General features: G+C 65.7%; 17 protein-coding genes and 1 tRNA gene. 8 read left to right on the top strand and 10 right to left on the bottom strand.

The features are described from left to right. The first annotated feature begins 37 nt into the window (after window positions 1–37). From ACYQ2T_RS16590 to ACYQ2T_RS16555, 8 genes are all read left to right on the top strand, one after another. Window positions 38–376: a phage tail assembly chaperone gene (locus tag ACYQ2T_RS16590; RefSeq protein ID WP_459901981.1), complete on the top strand. Its 339-nt coding sequence runs from the start codon at window positions 38–40 to the stop codon at window positions 374–376. 3 nt (window positions 377–379) lie between these two features. Then, window positions 380–1,588, top strand: a complete 1,209-nt coding sequence (locus ACYQ2T_RS16585) for a phage tail sheath C-terminal domain-containing protein (RefSeq protein WP_459901980.1) — start codon at window positions 380–382, stop codon at window positions 1,586–1,588. Next, on the top strand, window positions 1,588–2,094 hold the full coding sequence (locus ACYQ2T_RS16580; RefSeq protein ID WP_459900064.1) for a phage major tail tube protein: 507 nt from the start codon (window positions 1,588–1,590) through the stop codon (window positions 2,092–2,094). Before ACYQ2T_RS16585 ends, ACYQ2T_RS16580 begins: the two co-directional genes overlap by 1 nt. 11 nt (window positions 2,095–2,105) lie before the next feature. Continuing rightward, complete coding sequence (locus tag ACYQ2T_RS16575; RefSeq protein WP_459901979.1) at window positions 2,106–2,342, top strand: phage tail assembly protein; 237 nt, start codon at window positions 2,106–2,108, stop codon at window positions 2,340–2,342. Between the two features lie 133 nt (window positions 2,343–2,475). Next, window positions 2,476–4,476: a coiled-coil domain-containing protein gene (locus ACYQ2T_RS16570; protein ID WP_459901978.1), complete on the top strand. Its 2,001-nt coding sequence runs from the start codon at window positions 2,476–2,478 to the stop codon at window positions 4,474–4,476. A 5-nt stretch (window positions 4,477–4,481) separates the two neighbouring features. Then, complete coding sequence (locus ACYQ2T_RS16565; RefSeq protein ID WP_459901977.1) at window positions 4,482–4,895, top strand: phage tail protein; 414 nt, start codon at window positions 4,482–4,484, stop codon at window positions 4,893–4,895. Next, the gene (locus ACYQ2T_RS16560) at window positions 4,870–5,073 is read left to right on the top strand and encodes a tail protein X (protein WP_459901976.1); all 204 of its coding nucleotides are present in this window, start codon (window positions 4,870–4,872) and stop codon (window positions 5,071–5,073) included. Before ACYQ2T_RS16565 ends, ACYQ2T_RS16560 begins: the two co-directional genes overlap by 26 nt. Next, a complete protein-coding gene (locus ACYQ2T_RS16555; RefSeq protein WP_459901975.1) occupies window positions 5,064–6,065 on the top strand; it encodes a phage late control D family protein in 1,002 nt (333 codons plus the stop codon). The genes ACYQ2T_RS16560 and ACYQ2T_RS16555 overlap by 10 nt, the downstream gene beginning before the upstream one ends. Window positions 6,066–6,181: 116 nt before the next feature. Here the strand turns inward: ACYQ2T_RS16555 and ACYQ2T_RS16550 are convergent. The 10 genes from ACYQ2T_RS16550 to ACYQ2T_RS16505 form a co-directional block, all read right to left on the bottom strand. Then, a tRNA-Thr gene (locus ACYQ2T_RS16550) sits at window positions 6,182–6,257 on the bottom strand. Window positions 6,258–6,387: 130 nt separating this feature from the next. Further along, window positions 6,388–6,990, bottom strand: coding sequence for a histidine phosphatase family protein (locus ACYQ2T_RS16545; RefSeq protein ID WP_459901974.1), 603 nt, complete (start codon window positions 6,988–6,990; stop codon window positions 6,388–6,390). 346 nt (window positions 6,991–7,336) lie between these two features. Next, window positions 7,337–8,476, bottom strand: coding sequence for a DVU_1551 family NTP transferase (locus ACYQ2T_RS16540; protein WP_459901973.1), 1,140 nt, complete (start codon window positions 8,474–8,476; stop codon window positions 7,337–7,339). Then, window positions 8,473–9,525 carry an XdhC family aldehyde oxidoreductase maturation factor gene (locus ACYQ2T_RS16535; protein WP_459901972.1) on the bottom strand — a complete coding sequence of 351 codons (1,053 nt, stop codon included), beginning with the start codon at window positions 9,523–9,525 and terminating at the stop codon, window positions 8,473–8,475. The genes ACYQ2T_RS16540 and ACYQ2T_RS16535 overlap by 4 nt, the downstream gene beginning before the upstream one ends. Further along, window positions 9,522–10,862, bottom strand: coding sequence for a DVU_1553 family AMP-dependent CoA ligase (locus ACYQ2T_RS16530; RefSeq protein WP_459901971.1), 1,341 nt, complete (start codon window positions 10,860–10,862; stop codon window positions 9,522–9,524). Before ACYQ2T_RS16530 ends, ACYQ2T_RS16535 begins: the two co-directional genes overlap by 4 nt. After that, window positions 10,843–12,225, bottom strand: coding sequence for a radical SAM (seleno)protein TrsS (trsS, locus tag ACYQ2T_RS16525; RefSeq protein WP_459901970.1), 1,383 nt, complete (start codon window positions 12,223–12,225; stop codon window positions 10,843–10,845). The genes ACYQ2T_RS16530 and trsS overlap by 20 nt, the downstream gene beginning before the upstream one ends. Further along, the gene (locus ACYQ2T_RS16520) at window positions 12,206–12,673 is read right to left on the bottom strand and encodes a DVU_1555 family C-GCAxxG-C-C protein (RefSeq protein ID WP_459901969.1); all 468 of its coding nucleotides are present in this window, start codon (window positions 12,671–12,673) and stop codon (window positions 12,206–12,208) included. Before ACYQ2T_RS16520 ends, trsS begins: the two co-directional genes overlap by 20 nt. Continuing rightward, complete coding sequence (trsM, locus tag ACYQ2T_RS16515; RefSeq protein WP_459901968.1) at window positions 12,667–13,452, bottom strand: DVU_1556 family methyltransferase; 786 nt, start codon at window positions 13,450–13,452, stop codon at window positions 12,667–12,669. Before trsM ends, ACYQ2T_RS16520 begins: the two co-directional genes overlap by 7 nt. Next, window positions 13,449–13,664 carry a DVU_1557 family redox protein gene (locus ACYQ2T_RS16510; RefSeq protein WP_459901967.1) on the bottom strand — a complete coding sequence of 72 codons (216 nt, stop codon included), beginning with the start codon at window positions 13,662–13,664 and terminating at the stop codon, window positions 13,449–13,451. Before ACYQ2T_RS16510 ends, trsM begins: the two co-directional genes overlap by 4 nt. Beyond that, entirely contained in the window at window positions 13,661–15,946 is a 2,286-nt protein-coding gene (locus ACYQ2T_RS16505; protein ID WP_459901966.1) for a pyridine nucleotide-disulfide oxidoreductase/dicluster-binding protein, read from the bottom strand. Before ACYQ2T_RS16505 ends, ACYQ2T_RS16510 begins: the two co-directional genes overlap by 4 nt. Window positions 15,947–16,000 lie beyond the last annotated feature (54 nt).

Here is a 16,000-nt window from a genome sequence, read left to right as displayed (position 1 = left end):
GCCGCCGACCTGACCGACGGATTTGGAGGGAAATCGAATGCGTTTGATTAAAATTGACCAAACCAAAAAGTCTGAACTGCTCGCCACACAGGCCCGCGCCGAGCGGGACCGTCTCATGCGCGAGGAGTACGACCCCGCCGTGATGCAGCTCTTGCGCAAGCGGCGCGTTGTCGTGGCCGCCTCGGGCGACACGGCGGGCATCGATGCGCAGCTTGCGGCGTGGGATGCCTACGCCAATGCGCTGGAGGCTGTGCCGGATCAAGTAGGTTTTCCCCGTGACATCATTTGGCCGCAAGCGCCTGCCGAGCCATCTTTAGCTGGGGGCGCAGGCGCCTCTGGTGCGTCCGCCTCTGAACCTGCAACCAGTGAGGTCTAAGCAATGCCTGAACAGTTTCTGCATGGCGTGGAAGTCGTCGAGATTGATGGTGGTCCGCGCCCCATTCGTACCGTGAAAAGCTCCGTCATCGGCATTGTGGGCACGGCTCCGGACGCCGACGCCAGCGCCTTTCCTCTGAACACTCCGGTCCTTGTTGCGGGCAACCGCCGCGAGGCCGCCAAGCTGGATACCGTGGGCGATGGCGCGGGTACGCTGCCTGCCGCGCTGGACGGCATTCTGGATCAGTCCGGGGCCATGGTTGTCGTGGTGCGTGTGGATGAGGGCGCGGATGATACCGCGACCATGACCAACGTTGTCGGCGGCGTGGATGAGACATCCGGGCAGTACATGGGCGTGCAGGCCCTGCGCGCCAGCGCGTCTGTCCTTGGCTTTACCCCGCGCGTTCTGCTGGCTCCCGGCTTTACGCATCAGCGCGCCGAGGATGCGGACAATCCCGGCACCTTCCTCAAAAATCCCGTCGCCGCCGAACTGGAAGGCATTGCCGAGCGTTTGCGCGCTGTGGTCATCGTGGATGGCCCGAACACCAACGACACCGACGCCATCGCCGCCATGGGCGACTTTGGCACCGCCCGCGTGTTCATGGTGGACCCGTGGGTGAAGGTCTACCGCGACGGCGAATACGTTGCCGAGCCTGCATCCGCGCGTGTGGCCGGCATGATTGCCCGTTCCGACAACGACCGGGGCTTTTGGTGGTCGCCCTCCAACCAGCAGGTGATGGGCATTTCCGGCACCGCGCGCCCTGTGGACTTCACCCTGGGTGACGTCAACTGCCGCGCCAACATGCTGAATGAGAAGAACGTCGCCACCATCATCAACGAAGGCGGCTACCGCCTGTGGGGCAACCGCACTGGCTGCACCGACCCGAAGTGGTCCTTCCTGTCCGTGCGCCGCACGGCGGACATGATCAACGAGTCCATCCTTGCCGCGCACCTGTGGGCCGTGGACCGGAACATCACCAAAACTTACGTGGACGACGTGGTGGAAGGCGTGAACGCCTACCTGCGTCACCTCGAAGCCGTGGGCGCGATCCTTGGCGGCGAGTGCTGGGCGGACCCGGAACTGAATACGCCCGACCAAGTCCAGCAGGGCAAGGTCTATTTCGACTTTGACTTCACGCCCCCGTACCCGGCGGAGCACGTCACGTTCCGCAGCCACTTGGTCAATGACTACATCGAGGAGGTCTTCAAGTAATGCCCGCAGAGAACATCCTGAAAAACTTTGCCCTGTTCGTGGACGGACGCGGCTACGTTGGCGAATGCAAGGAACTCCAGCTCCCGGCGCTGAGTCTCGTGACCGAGGACTTCCGCGCGGGCGGTATGGATACGTCCATCGCCATTGATATGGGCATGGAAAAAATGGAGGCCACGTTCACGCTGTCCAAGCAGTGCGAGCATATCCTCGGCAGCTTTGGCGTCATTCAGAACAACGGCATTCAGCTTACGGCGCGCGGCGGTCTGCAAAGCCTCGACGGGGTGGTGACGCCCGTGGTGGTGAAGATGCGCGGCACCGTGACCAAGATCGAGGACGGCGCGTGGAAACCTGGCGAAGCGGCCTCGCTGTCCGTGACTGTGGCGCTGACCTATTTCAAACGCGAACAGGGCGGCAAAACGCTGCACGAAATCGACGCCCTGAACATGAAGCGCGTCATCGGCGGTACCGATCAACTCAAAGAACTGCGCGACGCCTGCGGCATCTAAAGGAGGACACAGTGGAACGGATTACGCTTGAGTACCCGGTTCAATACAAGGGCCAGAAGCTGGAGACGTTGAACATGCGTCGCCCCAAAGTGCGCGACCAGATCGCCGTCCAGAGCGCCGGGACCGACGTGGAGCAGGAGCTTCGTCTGTTCGCCAACCTGTGCGAGGTGTCGCCCGAGGTGCTCGAAGGGATGGACCTCAAGGACTACACCAAGCTTCAGGAGGTGTACCGTGATTTTTTGTCCTAACGCCGCGAGAGGCGCGGCGGTGCGTGCTGCTTCTTGCGCGCTACACGGGGTGGTCGTGCGCGGAGCTGACGGGCATGGCCGTGGAGGACATGCTTGATTGGATAGCTGAACTACCGCAGGAGAACGCGAGCTGATGCGCAAGAAAATGTCCGCCGTGGTCGAGATTGGCGCGGCGGTATCCGATTCCTTCCGCACGACGACCAAGGCCGTGAAGGGCGACTTCTCCGGCATTGGGGAGTCCATTCGTAGCGTGAAGGAGCAGCAGGACAAGCTGCAAAAGTTCAACCCGCAAGGGGTGCGCGAGGCGGGCCGCGAGTACCGGACATTGAAACGGGAGGCGGCCCGCCTCCGTCGTGAGTATGAGCGCTCCAAAAAGCCGACCAAGCGGGCACGGCAGCAGGTGGAGCGCGCCGAGAAAGCCGCGCGCAAGGCTGGCCGCGCCTATCAGTCCCAGCGCGAGAAGTTGAAGGGGCTGGAGAAGCAGCTTGAAGCCGTGGGCGTGGACACCAGCGCGGCGGCGCAGGAAACGAACCGCCTTGGCCGCGAAATGGACCGCCTGCAAACGAAGTACAAGCGGATGCAGGACGTGCAGGAGCGCGCCGCCCGTCTCAAGAGCATGATTGGGACCACGGCCCGCTATACCGCTGTGGTTGGCGGGACCATCGGCGTCGCTGGCGCGGCCATGACCATGACGAACCAGCTCACGGCCAAGCAGACTGCGCTTGCCAAGTCCCTCAACGTTAGCGCCGACACCTTCGCCGCGTGGGGCGGCATTGCCAAGGAAGCCGGGTTCGAGGCCGACCACGTCGGCGACCTTATGGAGGAGATGAACAACAAGCTCGGCGAATCCGCTGGGCTTGAGGAAATCACTCCTGTTAAGGAGTCCCTGCAAATCCTTGGCCTCGGCTTTGAGGATTTGCAGAACCTTGCGCCGGAGGAGCAGTTCCTGCGTCTTGCCGAAGCCATTAAGGGTGTGGACGACCACGCGCAGGCCGTGAGCGCCGCTGATATCCTGATGGGCGGCGAGGCGAATAAGTTCTTTGGCTATCTGCGCACCCGTGAGGAAAGCGTAGAGACGCTGCTTGCCCAGCAGCAGGCGTTGAACCAGCTTTCCGACGAGGGCCGCGCCGGGGCGGAGCAGTACAACCGCGCCTTTGGACGGCTGAGTACGGTGGTCGGCAGTACAGCGGGCGAGTTCGCGGGGCTGATCGGCGGCGCGCTTGCGCCGTTGGTGAACGGTATAGGCATCCGGATGGCGGCGTGGGTGCAGGACTTGCGCGACGGGTTGTTTGGCGTGGGCGATGCCGTGAGCATGGCCGGACGTGTGGCCGCGTGGGGGACGCTGACGGCGGCCATTGGCGGCGTAGCGTTTGTGGGCGCTAAGGCGGCGATGGGAATGGCGCGCCTTGGCCGTGGCATTGTCGGCACCGTGGGCGCGATGGGCAAGCTTGGCCGCGCGGCCAGCGGCAAGGGCGGCGGGCGCGGTGGAGCCATCCCCGTGCGCGTGGTGAACGGCGGTGGCGGTTATGGCTCCGATGATTTTGGCGGCTCGGGCAGCAAGGGTAAGGGGCGGCGCTCGCGCCGTTTGGGCAAGCTGGGCAGGCTGGGGAAACTTGGCAAGCTTGGACGCGTGGGGAAGCTCCTGCGCGGCGGCGGACGGCTCCTTGGAAAGTTCGCCAAGCCCCTCGGCGTGATGATGGCGGGCGCTGGCCTGTACAGCGCAGTGCGCTCCGGCGACAAGGAGGGCGTGGGCAAGAACCTTGGCAGCCTTGGCGGCTCCGCAGGGGGCGCGCTGGCCGGGGCCGCTATTGGTTCTGTGGTGCCGGTTGTCGGTACGGCTGTTGGTGGCCTGATCGGGGGGATCCTTGGCGGCTTTGGCGGCGAGGCGTTGGGCGGCAAAGTGGGCAGCATGCTGGCTGAGAAGGAGAAGAGCGCGGCCAGTGGTACGCGCGCCGCGTTGAACGTGCCGGAGTCCCTGCCCAAGGCGGGCGGTGCGGGCGTGGCTATGGAGGTCGGCGGCATCACCATCAATGCCGCGCCGGGGCAGGACGAGGAAGCCCTTGCGTCGGCGGTTATCCGGAAATTGAACGGCATGCAGCGCACCGCAAAGCGGCAGGCGCTGTATGATTGGTAGGCGATATGTCGGACATCATGATGAAGCTGGGGCGGTATGCCTTCGGACTGAATTCCGCCGCGTATGATCAGGTGCAGCGAAGCACCGCGTACCGCTGGGCCGCGCAGGAGCGGCACGGGCGCGAGGCGGCGCTTCAGTTCCTTGGGCCGGGTGAGGAATCCATCAGCCTGTCCGGCGTGGTGTATCCACATTTCCGGGGCGGACTGTCGCAAGTGGAGGACATGCGGCGCGAGGCGGGGCAGGGCAAGCCGCTGCTCTTGGTTGATGGCCTTGGCCGTATCCATGGCAGGTGGGTTGTGCTGAACGTGGACGAAACACGGGGCACCGCCTTTGCCGACGGCGTGCCGCGTAAGATCGAATTTACGTTGAAGCTCAAATATTACGGAGAGGCCGATGCGGTATCGCACCAAGGATGGTGACATGGTGGACGCCATTTGCCAGCGCCATTACGGGCGTACGGCGGGCGTGGTGGAATCGGTGCTAGAGGCGAATCCCGGCCTTGCTGATTTCGGCCCTGTGCTGGATGCGGGCGTGGTGATCGTCCTGCCGGAGTTGCCCGCGCCGGAGCCTGATGAAGGGGTGAGCCTGTGGGATTAGACCGCAAACTCTACGCGCCCGCCTTCCGCGTGGTGGCGAACGGGAGCGACATCACCAGCGCGATCCGCGAGCGGTTGGCGTCGCTCTCCATCACAGACGAAGCCGGGATGCAGTCCGACGCGCTGAGCATCACCCTTGCCGATACAGCGCCACACATCCGCCTTCCGGCCACGGGCGCGGAACTGCGTGTGTGGCTGGGGTACGGCGATCGCGCGCGGTATATGGGGCTGTATGTTGTGGATGGCCTCACCCTGTCTGGCCCACCGGGACAATTGGCCATCACGGCTAGCGGCGCACCGTTCGAGAAGAGCGGAACCTATTCGCAGCTCCAGACGCAGCGCACGCGCTCATGGACGCCGGGGACTGTGGGCGACGTGGTGCGGACCATAGCGGCGGAGCATGGCCTTGCCCCCGCCATTGCCGAAGACGTGGCGGGCGAGCCGCTGGGGCACCTTGATCAAATCGGGGAAAGCGACATGAATCTTCTTACACGCGTCGCCGCCGACATGGGTATGGTCGCCAAGGCCAACGGCGGAGCGCTGGTGTTCGTGAAGAAGGGCGAAGGCAAAACCGCCAGCGGCAAGCCCCTGCACACCGTCACGCTAACGCCTGAGGATGTGACCAACTGGAGCGTGGATATCACCGAGCGCGCTGCCTACCGCCGCGTCATAGCGACATGGCGCGACAAGGACGCCGCGCAGGACGTGGACGAAACCGTGGGCGAAGGCGAACCAGCCTTCCGCATACGCCACACCTACCCTTCCCGAAAGGCCGCAACCAAGGCCGCCCGCGCCAAGCTGGAAGCCTTCCAGAAAGGCAAGCAAACGGTAACCCTAACACTCCCCGGAAGGCCAGACCTGCAGGCAGAGTGTAAAATGGAACTGAGAGGCTTCCGCCACGGCATAGCCGGAACGTGGAGCGCCACCAAAGTCGCACATCGACTCGGTGGCGCTGGGTTTGTGTCGGAGGTGGAGGGGGAAGTTTGTGCGTAAACTCTTTACGCAAACTTTACGCATCGGTGCGTAAAATTCGGCCTAAAATTGCCTAATCTTTCCTAGTACGAAAAAAGGCCCGACAGGGATAAATCCTTGTCGGGCCTTGTATTCTCTGGAGCCAGCGATGTGAATTGAACACACGACCTGCTGATTACGAATCAGCTGCTCTACCGACTGAGCTACGCTGGCTAAGTGCGAGAACGGAAATAAAGCATGACCCTGTGGGGGTCAAGGGAAAAATTGGTGTTTGGTGAACTTTTTTGATTTTAGCCTACTTGGGTGGTTTCGGGAAGGGGTTTTGTTGGGGGAGGCGGTGGCGTTAGGTGGTGGCGGTGAGGGCTGTTGGGGGGAGGTTTGAGGCGGTGAGGGTGAGTGTAGAGTGTGCGGCGGTGAGGAGGTGGCAGTGGGTGTGCTTGGGGCGGAAGGTGAAGAGGTGCTCCAGCGGCAGGCTTGTGGCCGTGCACAGGGCGACGCGGATGACTCCGGCGTGCGTGACGGCGAAGGTGATTTCTTTGGCCTCTGCCAAGCGGAGGATGGTGGGGAGGCAGCGGGCGGCGAGGTCCTCGAAGCTCTCGCCCTGCGGGGGGCGGAAGCCTGCGATGTTGCGCCCCCGCGCGGCGTAGTCTGCGGGAAAGCGGGTGCGGATGTCGTCGAATGCAAGGCCATCCCACGTGCCGAGGTTGATTTCGGCGAGTTCGGGGATGGTGGTGATGGACAGGCCGCATGCGTCCGCCACAGCCTGCGCCGTGTGCTGCGTCCGCTGAAGTGGGCTGGCCGCGAGGGTGGCGATACTCCCCTGTGGGACATGCTGCGCCAGCCACTGCGCCTGACGTCTCCCGGCCTCAGACAGCGGGAGATTCGTTTGTCCAATGGCGCGTCCGCGAGCGTTTTGTGCTTCTCCATGGCGGCAGAGGATCAACATGATGATGCTCCATATGCCGCGGGCGCGGGGTGTGGCATTGGCCTTGGCGCGGTGGGCCGTGGCGCCGAAGGTGCCAGCAGGGCGCGGCCACAATGACGCAGTCTCACTGTGCTTCCCGTGTGTGCGTCGCGCACTGCCCCGCGCTGGGAGAGCGTCAGCATGCTGTTGTCCGGTTTGCGCCGTTCTTTCCCGCCACTTCGCCAAAGGGCTCCGCAACAGCGGAGGTGGCTCGTCCGTGTCTTTGCCTTGAAGTACGGCAGGTGACCATCATCATAGATCTCAAAAGCCTTCCAGCCTGCCGTGGTCCTTGCGGGGAGATGGAGCGCCTGCCCGTGTCGGCGACGAATCAGCATGTCGGTGCTTTACTCATGGCGTCCGCGAGCAGGTCCGGCAGGTGGGTGCGGGCTTCGGTTTCGTAGCGGGTTTGCAGGGCCTTGGCGCGGTCAAGGCGGCCCTTGATGGCTTTGACGGCGTCTGGGTCGTGCATCCATTGGCGCAGGCGCTGACCGTAGCGCTCTTCTAGCGCCACGATGTGGGTGCCCCGAACGTATTTGTCTGCGAGAAAGACCATTTCCCGTTCGCTGAGGGGGGCGTCGGGCGTGATGTCGGTGTCGCGGTGCGATGCCACGATGTCGGCGATGTCCGAAAAGCCGTAGCCTGCAAGCAGGCTGCCGCCTGTGGCCTCGTGGTTGCGGCTGCCCTTGGCGACATCATGCAGCAGGCCAGCGGCGCGGATGATGGCGGTGTCCAGCCGCAGGGCGGGATTCACGGTGGTGAGGCGCTCGGCAAGGATGCAGGCGGCATCGGCCACACAGCGGCAGTGCGCGCGGGTGTCCTCGGGCGTATCCGCGAGGTCCCACAGCGCCTGGCATTCCTCGGGAAGCGGCGTGTTGTGCAGGCGCAGGAGGTCCTTGGCGCGCTCGTACTCCGTGGGGATGTCCATATCATTAAGGATATGGCTGTCGGGCATGTCCTTGTCGCAGGCGTCGCTTTCAAAGCGGGCGAGGACGCCACGCATGCCGTCGTGCCCATCGTCGCCAAGAATTGCCGGGATGAGGCTGGCGTTGATGAGCGGCGGATGCCCGCGTTCGCCATTGAAGCGCGGGTAGATAATGGCGGGCTGGCGCTTGAGGAACGTGAGCATCAGCGAGCGGACCGTTGTGGAGCGCACAAGGGGGATGTCCACAGGCAAGAGGAAAAAGCCCTCCGCGTCGCGGGGCAGGGCCTGTACGCCTTGGCGGATGGAGGTGAACATGCCTTGTTTGTAGTCGGGATTCATCACGGCGCGGGCGCCGCAGCGCGCGGCTTCGGCGCTGACGTCCTCACTGCGGTGGCCGGTGACGACGGTGACGTCCATGGCGCCGCCATCGAGGAGGGTATGCACGCACCGCGAGAGCACGCTCTCGTCCCTAAGGGGCAGCAGCGCCTTGAGGCACCCCATACGCGAGGAGAGTCCCGCCGCGAGGACGATGCCGTGGAGCTTCATGCTAAGGCTCCTGAGCGGATGGCGATGAGTTCGGCAACGATGCTGACGGCGATCTCCTCGGGAGTCTGCGCGCCAATGCTGAGGCCGATGGGCGAGTGGCAGCGGTCGATATCCTGCTGGGTAAAGCCGTCGGCCAGCAGGGCGTCGTAGATGGCGTTTCGCTTGCGGGTGCTGCCTATCATGCCGATGTAGCGGGCCGGAGTGCGCAGGGCCTGCGCCAGCACGGTTTTGTCGTGAATATGCCCGCGCGTGACGATGACGATGTAGGCGTCCTCGTCCACATCTGCGCCGGTGAGGGCGGTGTCGAAGTCGGACAGGATGCGGAGTTCGTCGGCGTGGGGAAAGCGGAGGTCGCTGGCGAATTCCGGTCTGTCGTCAAGGACGATGGTGCGGAAGTCCACCATGGACGCCAGCTGCGCCGTGGGGCGGGAGACGTGCCCCGCGCCGTAGATGAACAGGCTGGGCATGGGGGAGAAGCTTTCGGCCACAAGGCGTGCGCCGTCCATGGTGTGGATAAGGGGCTTGCCCGAAGAAAGGGCCGTGGCGCAGAGGGATTTTGCGTCTTCTGGCTGGAGGCCGGACCATGCCGGGACGGGCTGGTTTGCCGTGAGGACGGCGCGGCTGCTGACGCGGGGCGAGGGGCCATCCTGCAGCAGGGTGAGCAGAACGGTTTTTTGGCCGTGGCGGAGCCTGTCGTCCAGCGTGGCATAGGCGGCGCTGGCCCAGCTGGTGGCGGGCAGATGCTCCAGCATAACGCGGACGTGCCCGCCGCAAATCATGTCCGCATTGGCGGCGAGTTCGTTGGAGAGGTCAAAGTCCTGAAAGGACGCCGCGCCCTCGCCAGCGGTAAACAGGTCTGCGGCAGCGCGCTGGACCAGTGCTTCCACAATGCCGCCGCCGACGCTGCCGTCAATGCAGCCGTCGCGGTGGATGGCCATCTTACTGCCGGATGAGCGGGGCGTTGAGCCGTCGTGGTCCACGATGGTGGCGAGGACAAGGTCGTGGCCGGATTCCAGTTGCTGGCGGATGCTGTGAACGAGTTTTTTCATGGGAGTGCAACCTCTTTATGGCGGTAGGCGATGGTCCGCTTTGCAAATGCTGTAGCGATGGTGCCATCCGACGCTTCGACACTGGCGCAGAGGCGCATGCCGCCTGCGTCCATGGCGGTGTTGATTGCGGGCAGGGCGCTGAGCGCCGTGGTGAGGGTGGAGCAGCGCGGCGGTACGGCGTGCTCCCCCGTGGTGTACAGATGAACGGCAAGGGTCGCCGAAGGCGGGTCGTAGGTGGCCGTAACGTCAAGGACGCCGGGCTGGGCGAGGGCCACGCGGTCGATGTCGCCCATGGTGAGGCGGGCATTGCCCGGAAGGGGAATGCCGCCGCCCAGGCGTCCTGAGAGGGCCTCTAGGCGCGGAAGCGGCGAGCCGCAGGGACAGACCCCCGGAGCGATGCGGGCGACGTCGCCGGTGCGGTAACGGATAAGCGGCATGGCGCGGCGCGAGAGCGTCGTCAGCACAAGCTCGCCGTCCACGCCGTCCGGGACGGGAGCGCCTGTGACGGGGTCCGTCACTTCGCAGAAGAGGTCCGGGGCGCGCAGGTGCATGCCGGTGCCCAGCAGGCAGTCCACCCCGCCGCCAAGGCAGGTTTCGGTCATGCCCCAGTGGCGGAAGGTGACGCAGCCGAGGGCTTCGGTGATGGCTGAAGCCACGGCGTCGTGCACGGTGTCCCAGCACAGCAGGGCGGCGCGTACGGGGGAATCCGTTTTCCACGCGCGAAGAAGCCGACCAAGAGCCAGCACATGCACCGGCGGCCCGACAAGGCACCGGACCTTGGCGTCCAGCACTGTGCGGCAGAGGTCTGGAATGTCCGTAGGGTCGGCGGCGGTATGCACGGCCCCGCCGCACCGCGTGACAGCGTCCGCAAGAATATGGCTGACGCCGCCCGGGCGTGACGCCGGAAGAATGGCCAGCACACTGTCGCCGGGCGCAATGAACTGCGCCATGCCGTGCCGGAAAAAGTCTGTGGTGCGCTCCAAATCTCCCGCCGTGAAGAACAGCCGCTTTGGGGGACCGCTGGACCCGGAACTGGAGAGCGTGACGGCGCGCGCGACGTCGTCCTGCGAGGAACACAGCAGGTCCTGCGGCCTTTCGCGCAGGATGTGCGGTTCCAGCCGGGGGACGCGCTCCATGTGCCCGGGGGCGCGCAGCGATTCCGGGGCGATATGCGCAAGCTGGCGGCGGTAGAAGGGGCTGTGCTCCCTAGCATGGGCAAGAGTGCGGCGCAGACGCTCCATCTGCCAGCGGCGAAGCTCATCCGGGGAGGGCGGCGGTCCATCTGCTGGCCGCCCGAGACGCTGGTTGACCCAGCGGTCAAGAGGCCGGAGTGGCATCGGTTGTCTCCCGGTAGAGGGTGGCGCCGTCATCGGCCGTCAGGTTGTAGGCGCAGAAGGGCACAAGGCGCCCGTCCGGTGCGGCGACATGAATGCAGCATCCGCGCAGGCGCTCAAGGTCAAGGGTCCACGCGTCCTGAAAGGCCATGCCCGAAACCGCCAGAATATGCGTTTTGGCGCGCTGGATAAAGGCGTCGAGGTCGTCCTGCGGTGCGTCGGGCTGGTCGGCGGCTGCGGCCTCCGGCGCGGCCCACTGACGTTTGACGAAGGCGCGGGAGTTTTCCGCACCTTCGGCGGCGGGCTGTGGCGTACAGCAGCAGGCCTCGCGCCCGGCAGACAAGCGTTTGAGGCTGCCGTCCTCCATGACAAGGTAGTTGCCGTGGAAGGAGCACCGCGCATGTTCGCAGCCGGGGGGGAGAAAATCGTCCACCTTCACAGCGCCGCTGGTTTGCGCCTCCAGCCCGGCCATGATTTCCGGCAGGGTGATGCGCATGCTGTCCGCGGGGTGTTGCGGGTAACGCCCAAAGTAGCTGACGGGCTGAAAGTGCACGCCACGCACGCCCGGCGAGAGCGAGGCCGCCAAGTGCAGAATTTCGCCGAGGTTATCGTCATTGACGCCGGGGACCACCGTGGGCACCAGCACAACGCCAATGCCCGCGCCGACAAGGTTGTCTATGGCGCGGAGCTTGGTTTCCACCAGCGCGCGGCCCCGGATGGTGCGGAAAATATCGTCCCGGGTGCCGTCGAATTGCAAAAAGGCGGAATCTACGCCGGCGTTAGCCAGTCGGTGGGCGAACTCCGGATGCCGAGCTATGCGCAGGCCATTGGTGTTGATTTGGATAAAGCCGAAGCCGCGGCGTTTGGCGAGGGCGGCAATTTCCGGCAGGTCGTCGCGTACGGCTGGTTCGCCGCCGGAGAGTTGCAGATTGCAGGTTGGGGCGGCGCTGTGCACCGTGGCAAGGAGAGTGTCCAACTCGGCAAGGGTCGGGTCCGGCCGTGTGGGACCGCCGGCTGAGGCAAAGCAAAATTCGCAGCCAAGGTCGCAGCGCCACGTGACTTCGACAAGGGTGGTGCAGGTGTGCTGGTTGTGGTCCGGGCACAGGCCGCAGTCAAAGGGGCAGCCCTTGGCGGCGTCGGTGGCGGTGACGGGCGGACAGGATGGCGTTTTGGGGCGCGACCACGCCTTGAACGCAGGCGTGCCGCGCCAGACCGGTGTGGAAAACTCCCCGTGCTCCGGACAGGTTTTGACAAGGCGCGTTTCGCCGTCCTGCGTGACGTTGCGCGCCGGGATGCGGCGCAGGCACACGGGGCAGACGCTGGCCGTCGCGGCGGTGAGGTCAAATTCACGAGGCATCGGCGTCATCCCGGCTGAGGGTGGGGTCGATGCCGTTGTCGGCAAGGATGCGCAGCACTTCGTCCGCGGCCTCGGCAAGCAGGGTTCCGCAGCGGTCCGGCGAGGGCGTGGGACAGTCCGTGCCCGCAATGTCGCCGCAGGTGATGCCGCCAAAGCGCTCTACCGCGCGGGCGGCAAACCAGTCCCGGAAGGTCTCCAGCAGCAGGGGCTGTTTGTCGTCCGGGGTTTCGGTGTCTTCGCCCTTGCCTGCGTACAGGGACAGGGCGCATGCGCCGCCGGTGAGGATGCCGCAGGTCCCGGCGCAGTCTCCGCCCCCGACGCACAGGCCGCTAACGGCGCGAAGCAGGTCGGGGTTATCGCGCTGCATGGTGTCGAGACACAGTTTGACCATGATTTGGGCGCAGCAGTAGCCCTGCCCGGTCAAGGTCATGATGTGCAGGGAAGTATCGGTCAGCATGGCATGTCTCCGCATGATGTTGGCGATGTCGCGATGAAAAGCATGTATCCGGGCGCGCCACAGCCGCCACCGGGCAGCGCCTGCGCCGGAAGCCCGGCAAAGATGAGCCGCGCCGCCAATTCCGCCAACTGGCGGGAGCGGTCTTGCTCCTGCGTGATGGCGTAGCCGAGGTGTGTGAGGCTGGCGCGTAGGGCTGCGGGGTCCAGAGCGTTGGTGGCGCAGGAGGGCGCGGCGTCTGTGTCCGTACACTGCGGCGCGGCGTCCGGGGCTGTGTGATGCGTTGTGGTGCTCGCGGACGGGCGGGCGCCCGGGCAGGATGGGGCGCGCCGCCGCTGCACAAGGTCCGCGATGATGAGGTGACCACCGGGCCTGAGAATATGGGCTATTTGGCGGAGCACGGTTTCCGGGTCCGGCATGAGGGAAAGAACGCATTCGCAGAAGACCGCGTCAAACCTGCCGTGGCGGTAGGGCAGGTGCATGGCGTCGGCGCAGACAAGGGCAGGGGCGCCTCCGCCGGCAGCGGAGGCGGGGTGTGCGCCGCTGCGCAGTTGCCGGAAGGAGAGGTCGCATCCGGTGGCGCGCAGGCCGTGGACGTCACGCAGGTGGCGTACTGTCGCGCCGAGGCCGCAGCCAATGTCGAGGACGCGCGCCCCGCGGGGCACTGCGGCAAGGCGTACGGCTGTGTCGGTAAGGGCAAGCCCGCCGGGGCGGAGGGTCTCTCCGGCAACGCGCCGCAAAATGGGCTGTTCCCAGAGGGGGCGGGCAGCGGTTTGCGTCACTTGTCCTCCAGCAGTCGCTCTACTTCGGCCATTTTGCCGAGGGCGATGTTTTCGGGAATGAGCACAAAGCCGCAGTCCGGGCAGGCCGGCAGTTCCACATTGAACCGGCTGTCCAGATACACAAGCTCCACGGGGCTGGGCGTGAGGTGCGCGCCGCAGTGGATGCACTCCCAGTTGGAAAAGTCGTCGTCCAGTATCTTTAATGTACTCACAGTGTGCCTCCGGCGATGCGCATGCGGTGGCTCCACAGATTGTGGACCACGGCGGTGTCGCCATCCATTTCGTATTCCACCCAATAGGTCACCACGGCAGGGCGGTGCGCGGCCAGCAGGCGTCCGTTTGTGGTATTGCGCAGGCCCTTGCCCGAGGCGTGCGCGGCAAACAGCGTTTTTTGCACGTCGGAGAGCAGGATGCGCCGCTCTTCCATGCGCTGTGCGGCCTCTTCCGTGAAGCGGACGGCAACGGACTCGTGGGCAGGGCGGGGCGCGGCGTCGGTGTCCCACAGCTCGCGGAGGAGGGATTCGCGCAGGCGGACGCGGTTTTCGCGGCGCGTGGAGTGGGTGGGCGCAGGGCGCGCCGCCGGGTCGTCGTCCCCGCCGGGGAGGAGAAGGTCAAAGACGTGCAGGCAGCGCTTTCCTGCCTTGGCCAGCAGGTCGCGGCACATGGCGCAGTAGGTGACGGCGTCGCCGTCAAGGCGCTGGGCGCGCTCCGCCGCGACGGTGGCGGCCAGCGGGGCGTTGGCATCGGCCAGCAGGCCGCCAAACCCGCAGCATTCCGTCAGCAGGCCCGAGAGTTTCGGCTGGGTTACGGTCACGCCAAGGCGCTCCAGAAGTTGCCGCACGCTTTCTTGCATGGCGCTGTTGTGCCGCGCGGTGCAGGGGTCGTGCAGGGCGAAGGTGCCCCGCGCAGGTGCGGGGAGGGCGTCTGGGCGCTCTGCCAGCACGTCCCACAGGGAGCGGATGTCCGCGCCGTCGAGGGCGGCTGTGAGCATGGCGGTGCAGGTGGGGCAGGCGGTGATGATGACCGGTTGCCCCAGTTCCTCCCACTGCCTGCGGATGGTGGCGATGACCTCGGCAAAGCGCTCCGGGCGTCCGCCCCATTCGGCGGGCGCGCCGCAACAGCGCAGCATAAGGCCCACGCCGCCGTCCAGCGTGTCCTGCAAGAGCCGGTAGGACTGGCGGACGGCATCCGGCATGGACGCGGTGAGCTGACAGCCCGGAAAATACAGAAACGCGCTGGTCTGCGTGCCGGGCTGGTGCGCGGTAAGGGCGCAGGATTCGCTGCCCGCAAAGTCCATGTCCCGCAGGGCGAATTCGTGGGCCGAGGGCGGCATTTTGTCGCGCTGGACCATGTCGCGCCGGGCGTCCAGACACAGGTCCGTCATGGAGAAGTCTTCGGGGCACAGTTCGGTACACAGGCCGCAGAGCATGCAGGAGTTGATGAGGGTGTTGGCCTGCCGCGTGCCCATGACGATGGAGGCGTTGTTGTAGACCTGCCGCGCGTAGACTTTGGGATAGCTGCCGAACTCGCGCAGGTAGGCGCAGTTTTTGACGCATTCCATACACTCGCATTGCAGGCAGCGGCGGGCCTCCTGCGTGGCGGCGTCCGCGCTGTAGCCTTTGGCCGGGACGGGGACGGCGGGCGCTGGCGCGACGCCCTCGGTGTTGGTGTACAGGGGCGAGGTATACGGGGCTTCGCGGTCGCGGCCTTCGCTGATGGAGGCCTTTTGCGCGGTGCGCTCAATGCTGAGGGCGGCCGTGCGCCCAATGGCGGCGAGGGCGGCGGCGGAGAGCGGCGCGCCGTTTTCATCCGGGCGCGTGGCCGCAAACAGGCCCGGCGTGGCCGTTGTCAGGGTCGCCGGGTCCGGCGCGGGGATGCCCAGACAGTCCGCCGGGCACACCAGCGGGTCTGCAAAAATAAAGTCCACATCGCCGGAGATGGCGGCCACGGTGTCCGGCGTTGGCTGCGCGCCCTTGTGGAAAGTCACGCCCATCTTGGCGAGGGTGGCGATTTCGCGGTGGAGGATGTCCGGGTCAATCTGCGGCAGGTGTGGATGCGCGGAGAGCATGTCGTCCGGGGACTGGCAGTGGATGACCACCGTAAAGCCCTTGCGCCCAAGGTCCCACGCGGCGGCAAGGCCGGGGAGCGTGGCCCCAAGGATGCCGACGCGCACACCGCGCGCTGGCATGGGCCGAAGCGGCGGCGACTTGCGCGCATTTTCGGCGCAGAAGCGTTCTAGCGCGCCCATTTCGATGCCGCCGCCAAGGGGGGCGCGCAAACAGGCGGCGCGGCAGGGGGCGCTGCATGTGCGGGCAAGAACGCCCGGCAGGGGCATGGTGCGGCAGAGGGCGGCCCATGCGGCGTCCACCTTGCCTGCGGCGATGTTGCCGCATACGGCGCGTGCATCCACATGCAGGGGGCACGCGGCGCGGCATTGGGGCGGCTCTTCCTGAATACAGCGTGCTTCCAAACGGCGCAGTTCGGCCTGATCCATAGTGCTGGTGCTCGAATAAATGCGGCCTGACCGCATGCCGCAGAGGGCGCGCGG

This window comes from Desulfobaculum senezii (assembly GCF_054657395.1).
This window is presented reverse-complemented; position numbering and strand designations above follow the sequence as displayed.

Bases quoted from the DNA above. Each gene is read 5' to 3' on its own strand.
- ACYQ2T_RS16590 (WP_459901981.1), top strand. From the start codon at position 38: ATGCGTTTGATTAAAATTGACCAAACCAAAAAGTCTGAACTGCTCGCC.
- ACYQ2T_RS16585 (WP_459901980.1), top strand. From the start codon at position 380: ATGCCTGAACAGTTTCTGCATGGCGTGGAAGTCGTCGAGATTGATGGT.
- ACYQ2T_RS16580 (WP_459900064.1), top strand. From the start codon at position 1,588: ATGCCCGCAGAGAACATCCTGAAAAACTTTGCCCTGTTCGTGGACGGA.
- ACYQ2T_RS16570 (WP_459901978.1), top strand. From the start codon at position 2,476: ATGCGCAAGAAAATGTCCGCCGTGGTCGAGATTGGCGCGGCGGTATCC.
- ACYQ2T_RS16565 (WP_459901977.1), top strand. From the start codon at position 4,482: ATGTCGGACATCATGATGAAGCTGGGGCGGTATGCCTTCGGACTGAAT.
- ACYQ2T_RS16560 (WP_459901976.1), top strand. From the start codon at position 4,870: ATGCGGTATCGCACCAAGGATGGTGACATGGTGGACGCCATTTGCCAG.
- ACYQ2T_RS16545 (WP_459901974.1), bottom strand. From the start codon at position 6,990: ATGTTGATCCTCTGCCGCCATGGAGAAGCACAAAACGCTCGCGGACGC.
- ACYQ2T_RS16540 (WP_459901973.1), bottom strand. From the start codon at position 8,476: ATGAAGCTCCACGGCATCGTCCTCGCGGCGGGACTCTCCTCGCGTATG.
- ACYQ2T_RS16535 (WP_459901972.1), bottom strand. From the start codon at position 9,525: ATGAAAAAACTCGTTCACAGCATCCGCCAGCAACTGGAATCCGGCCAC.
- ACYQ2T_RS16530 (WP_459901971.1), bottom strand. From the start codon at position 10,862: ATGCCACTCCGGCCTCTTGACCGCTGGGTCAACCAGCGTCTCGGGCGG.
- trsS (WP_459901970.1), bottom strand. From the start codon at position 12,225: ATGACGCCGATGCCTCGTGAATTTGACCTCACCGCCGCGACGGCCAGC.
- ACYQ2T_RS16520 (WP_459901969.1), bottom strand. From the start codon at position 12,673: ATGCTGACCGATACTTCCCTGCACATCATGACCTTGACCGGGCAGGGC.
- ACYQ2T_RS16505 (WP_459901966.1), bottom strand. From the start codon at position 15,946: ATGGATCAGGCCGAACTGCGCCGTTTGGAAGCACGCTGTATTCAGGAA.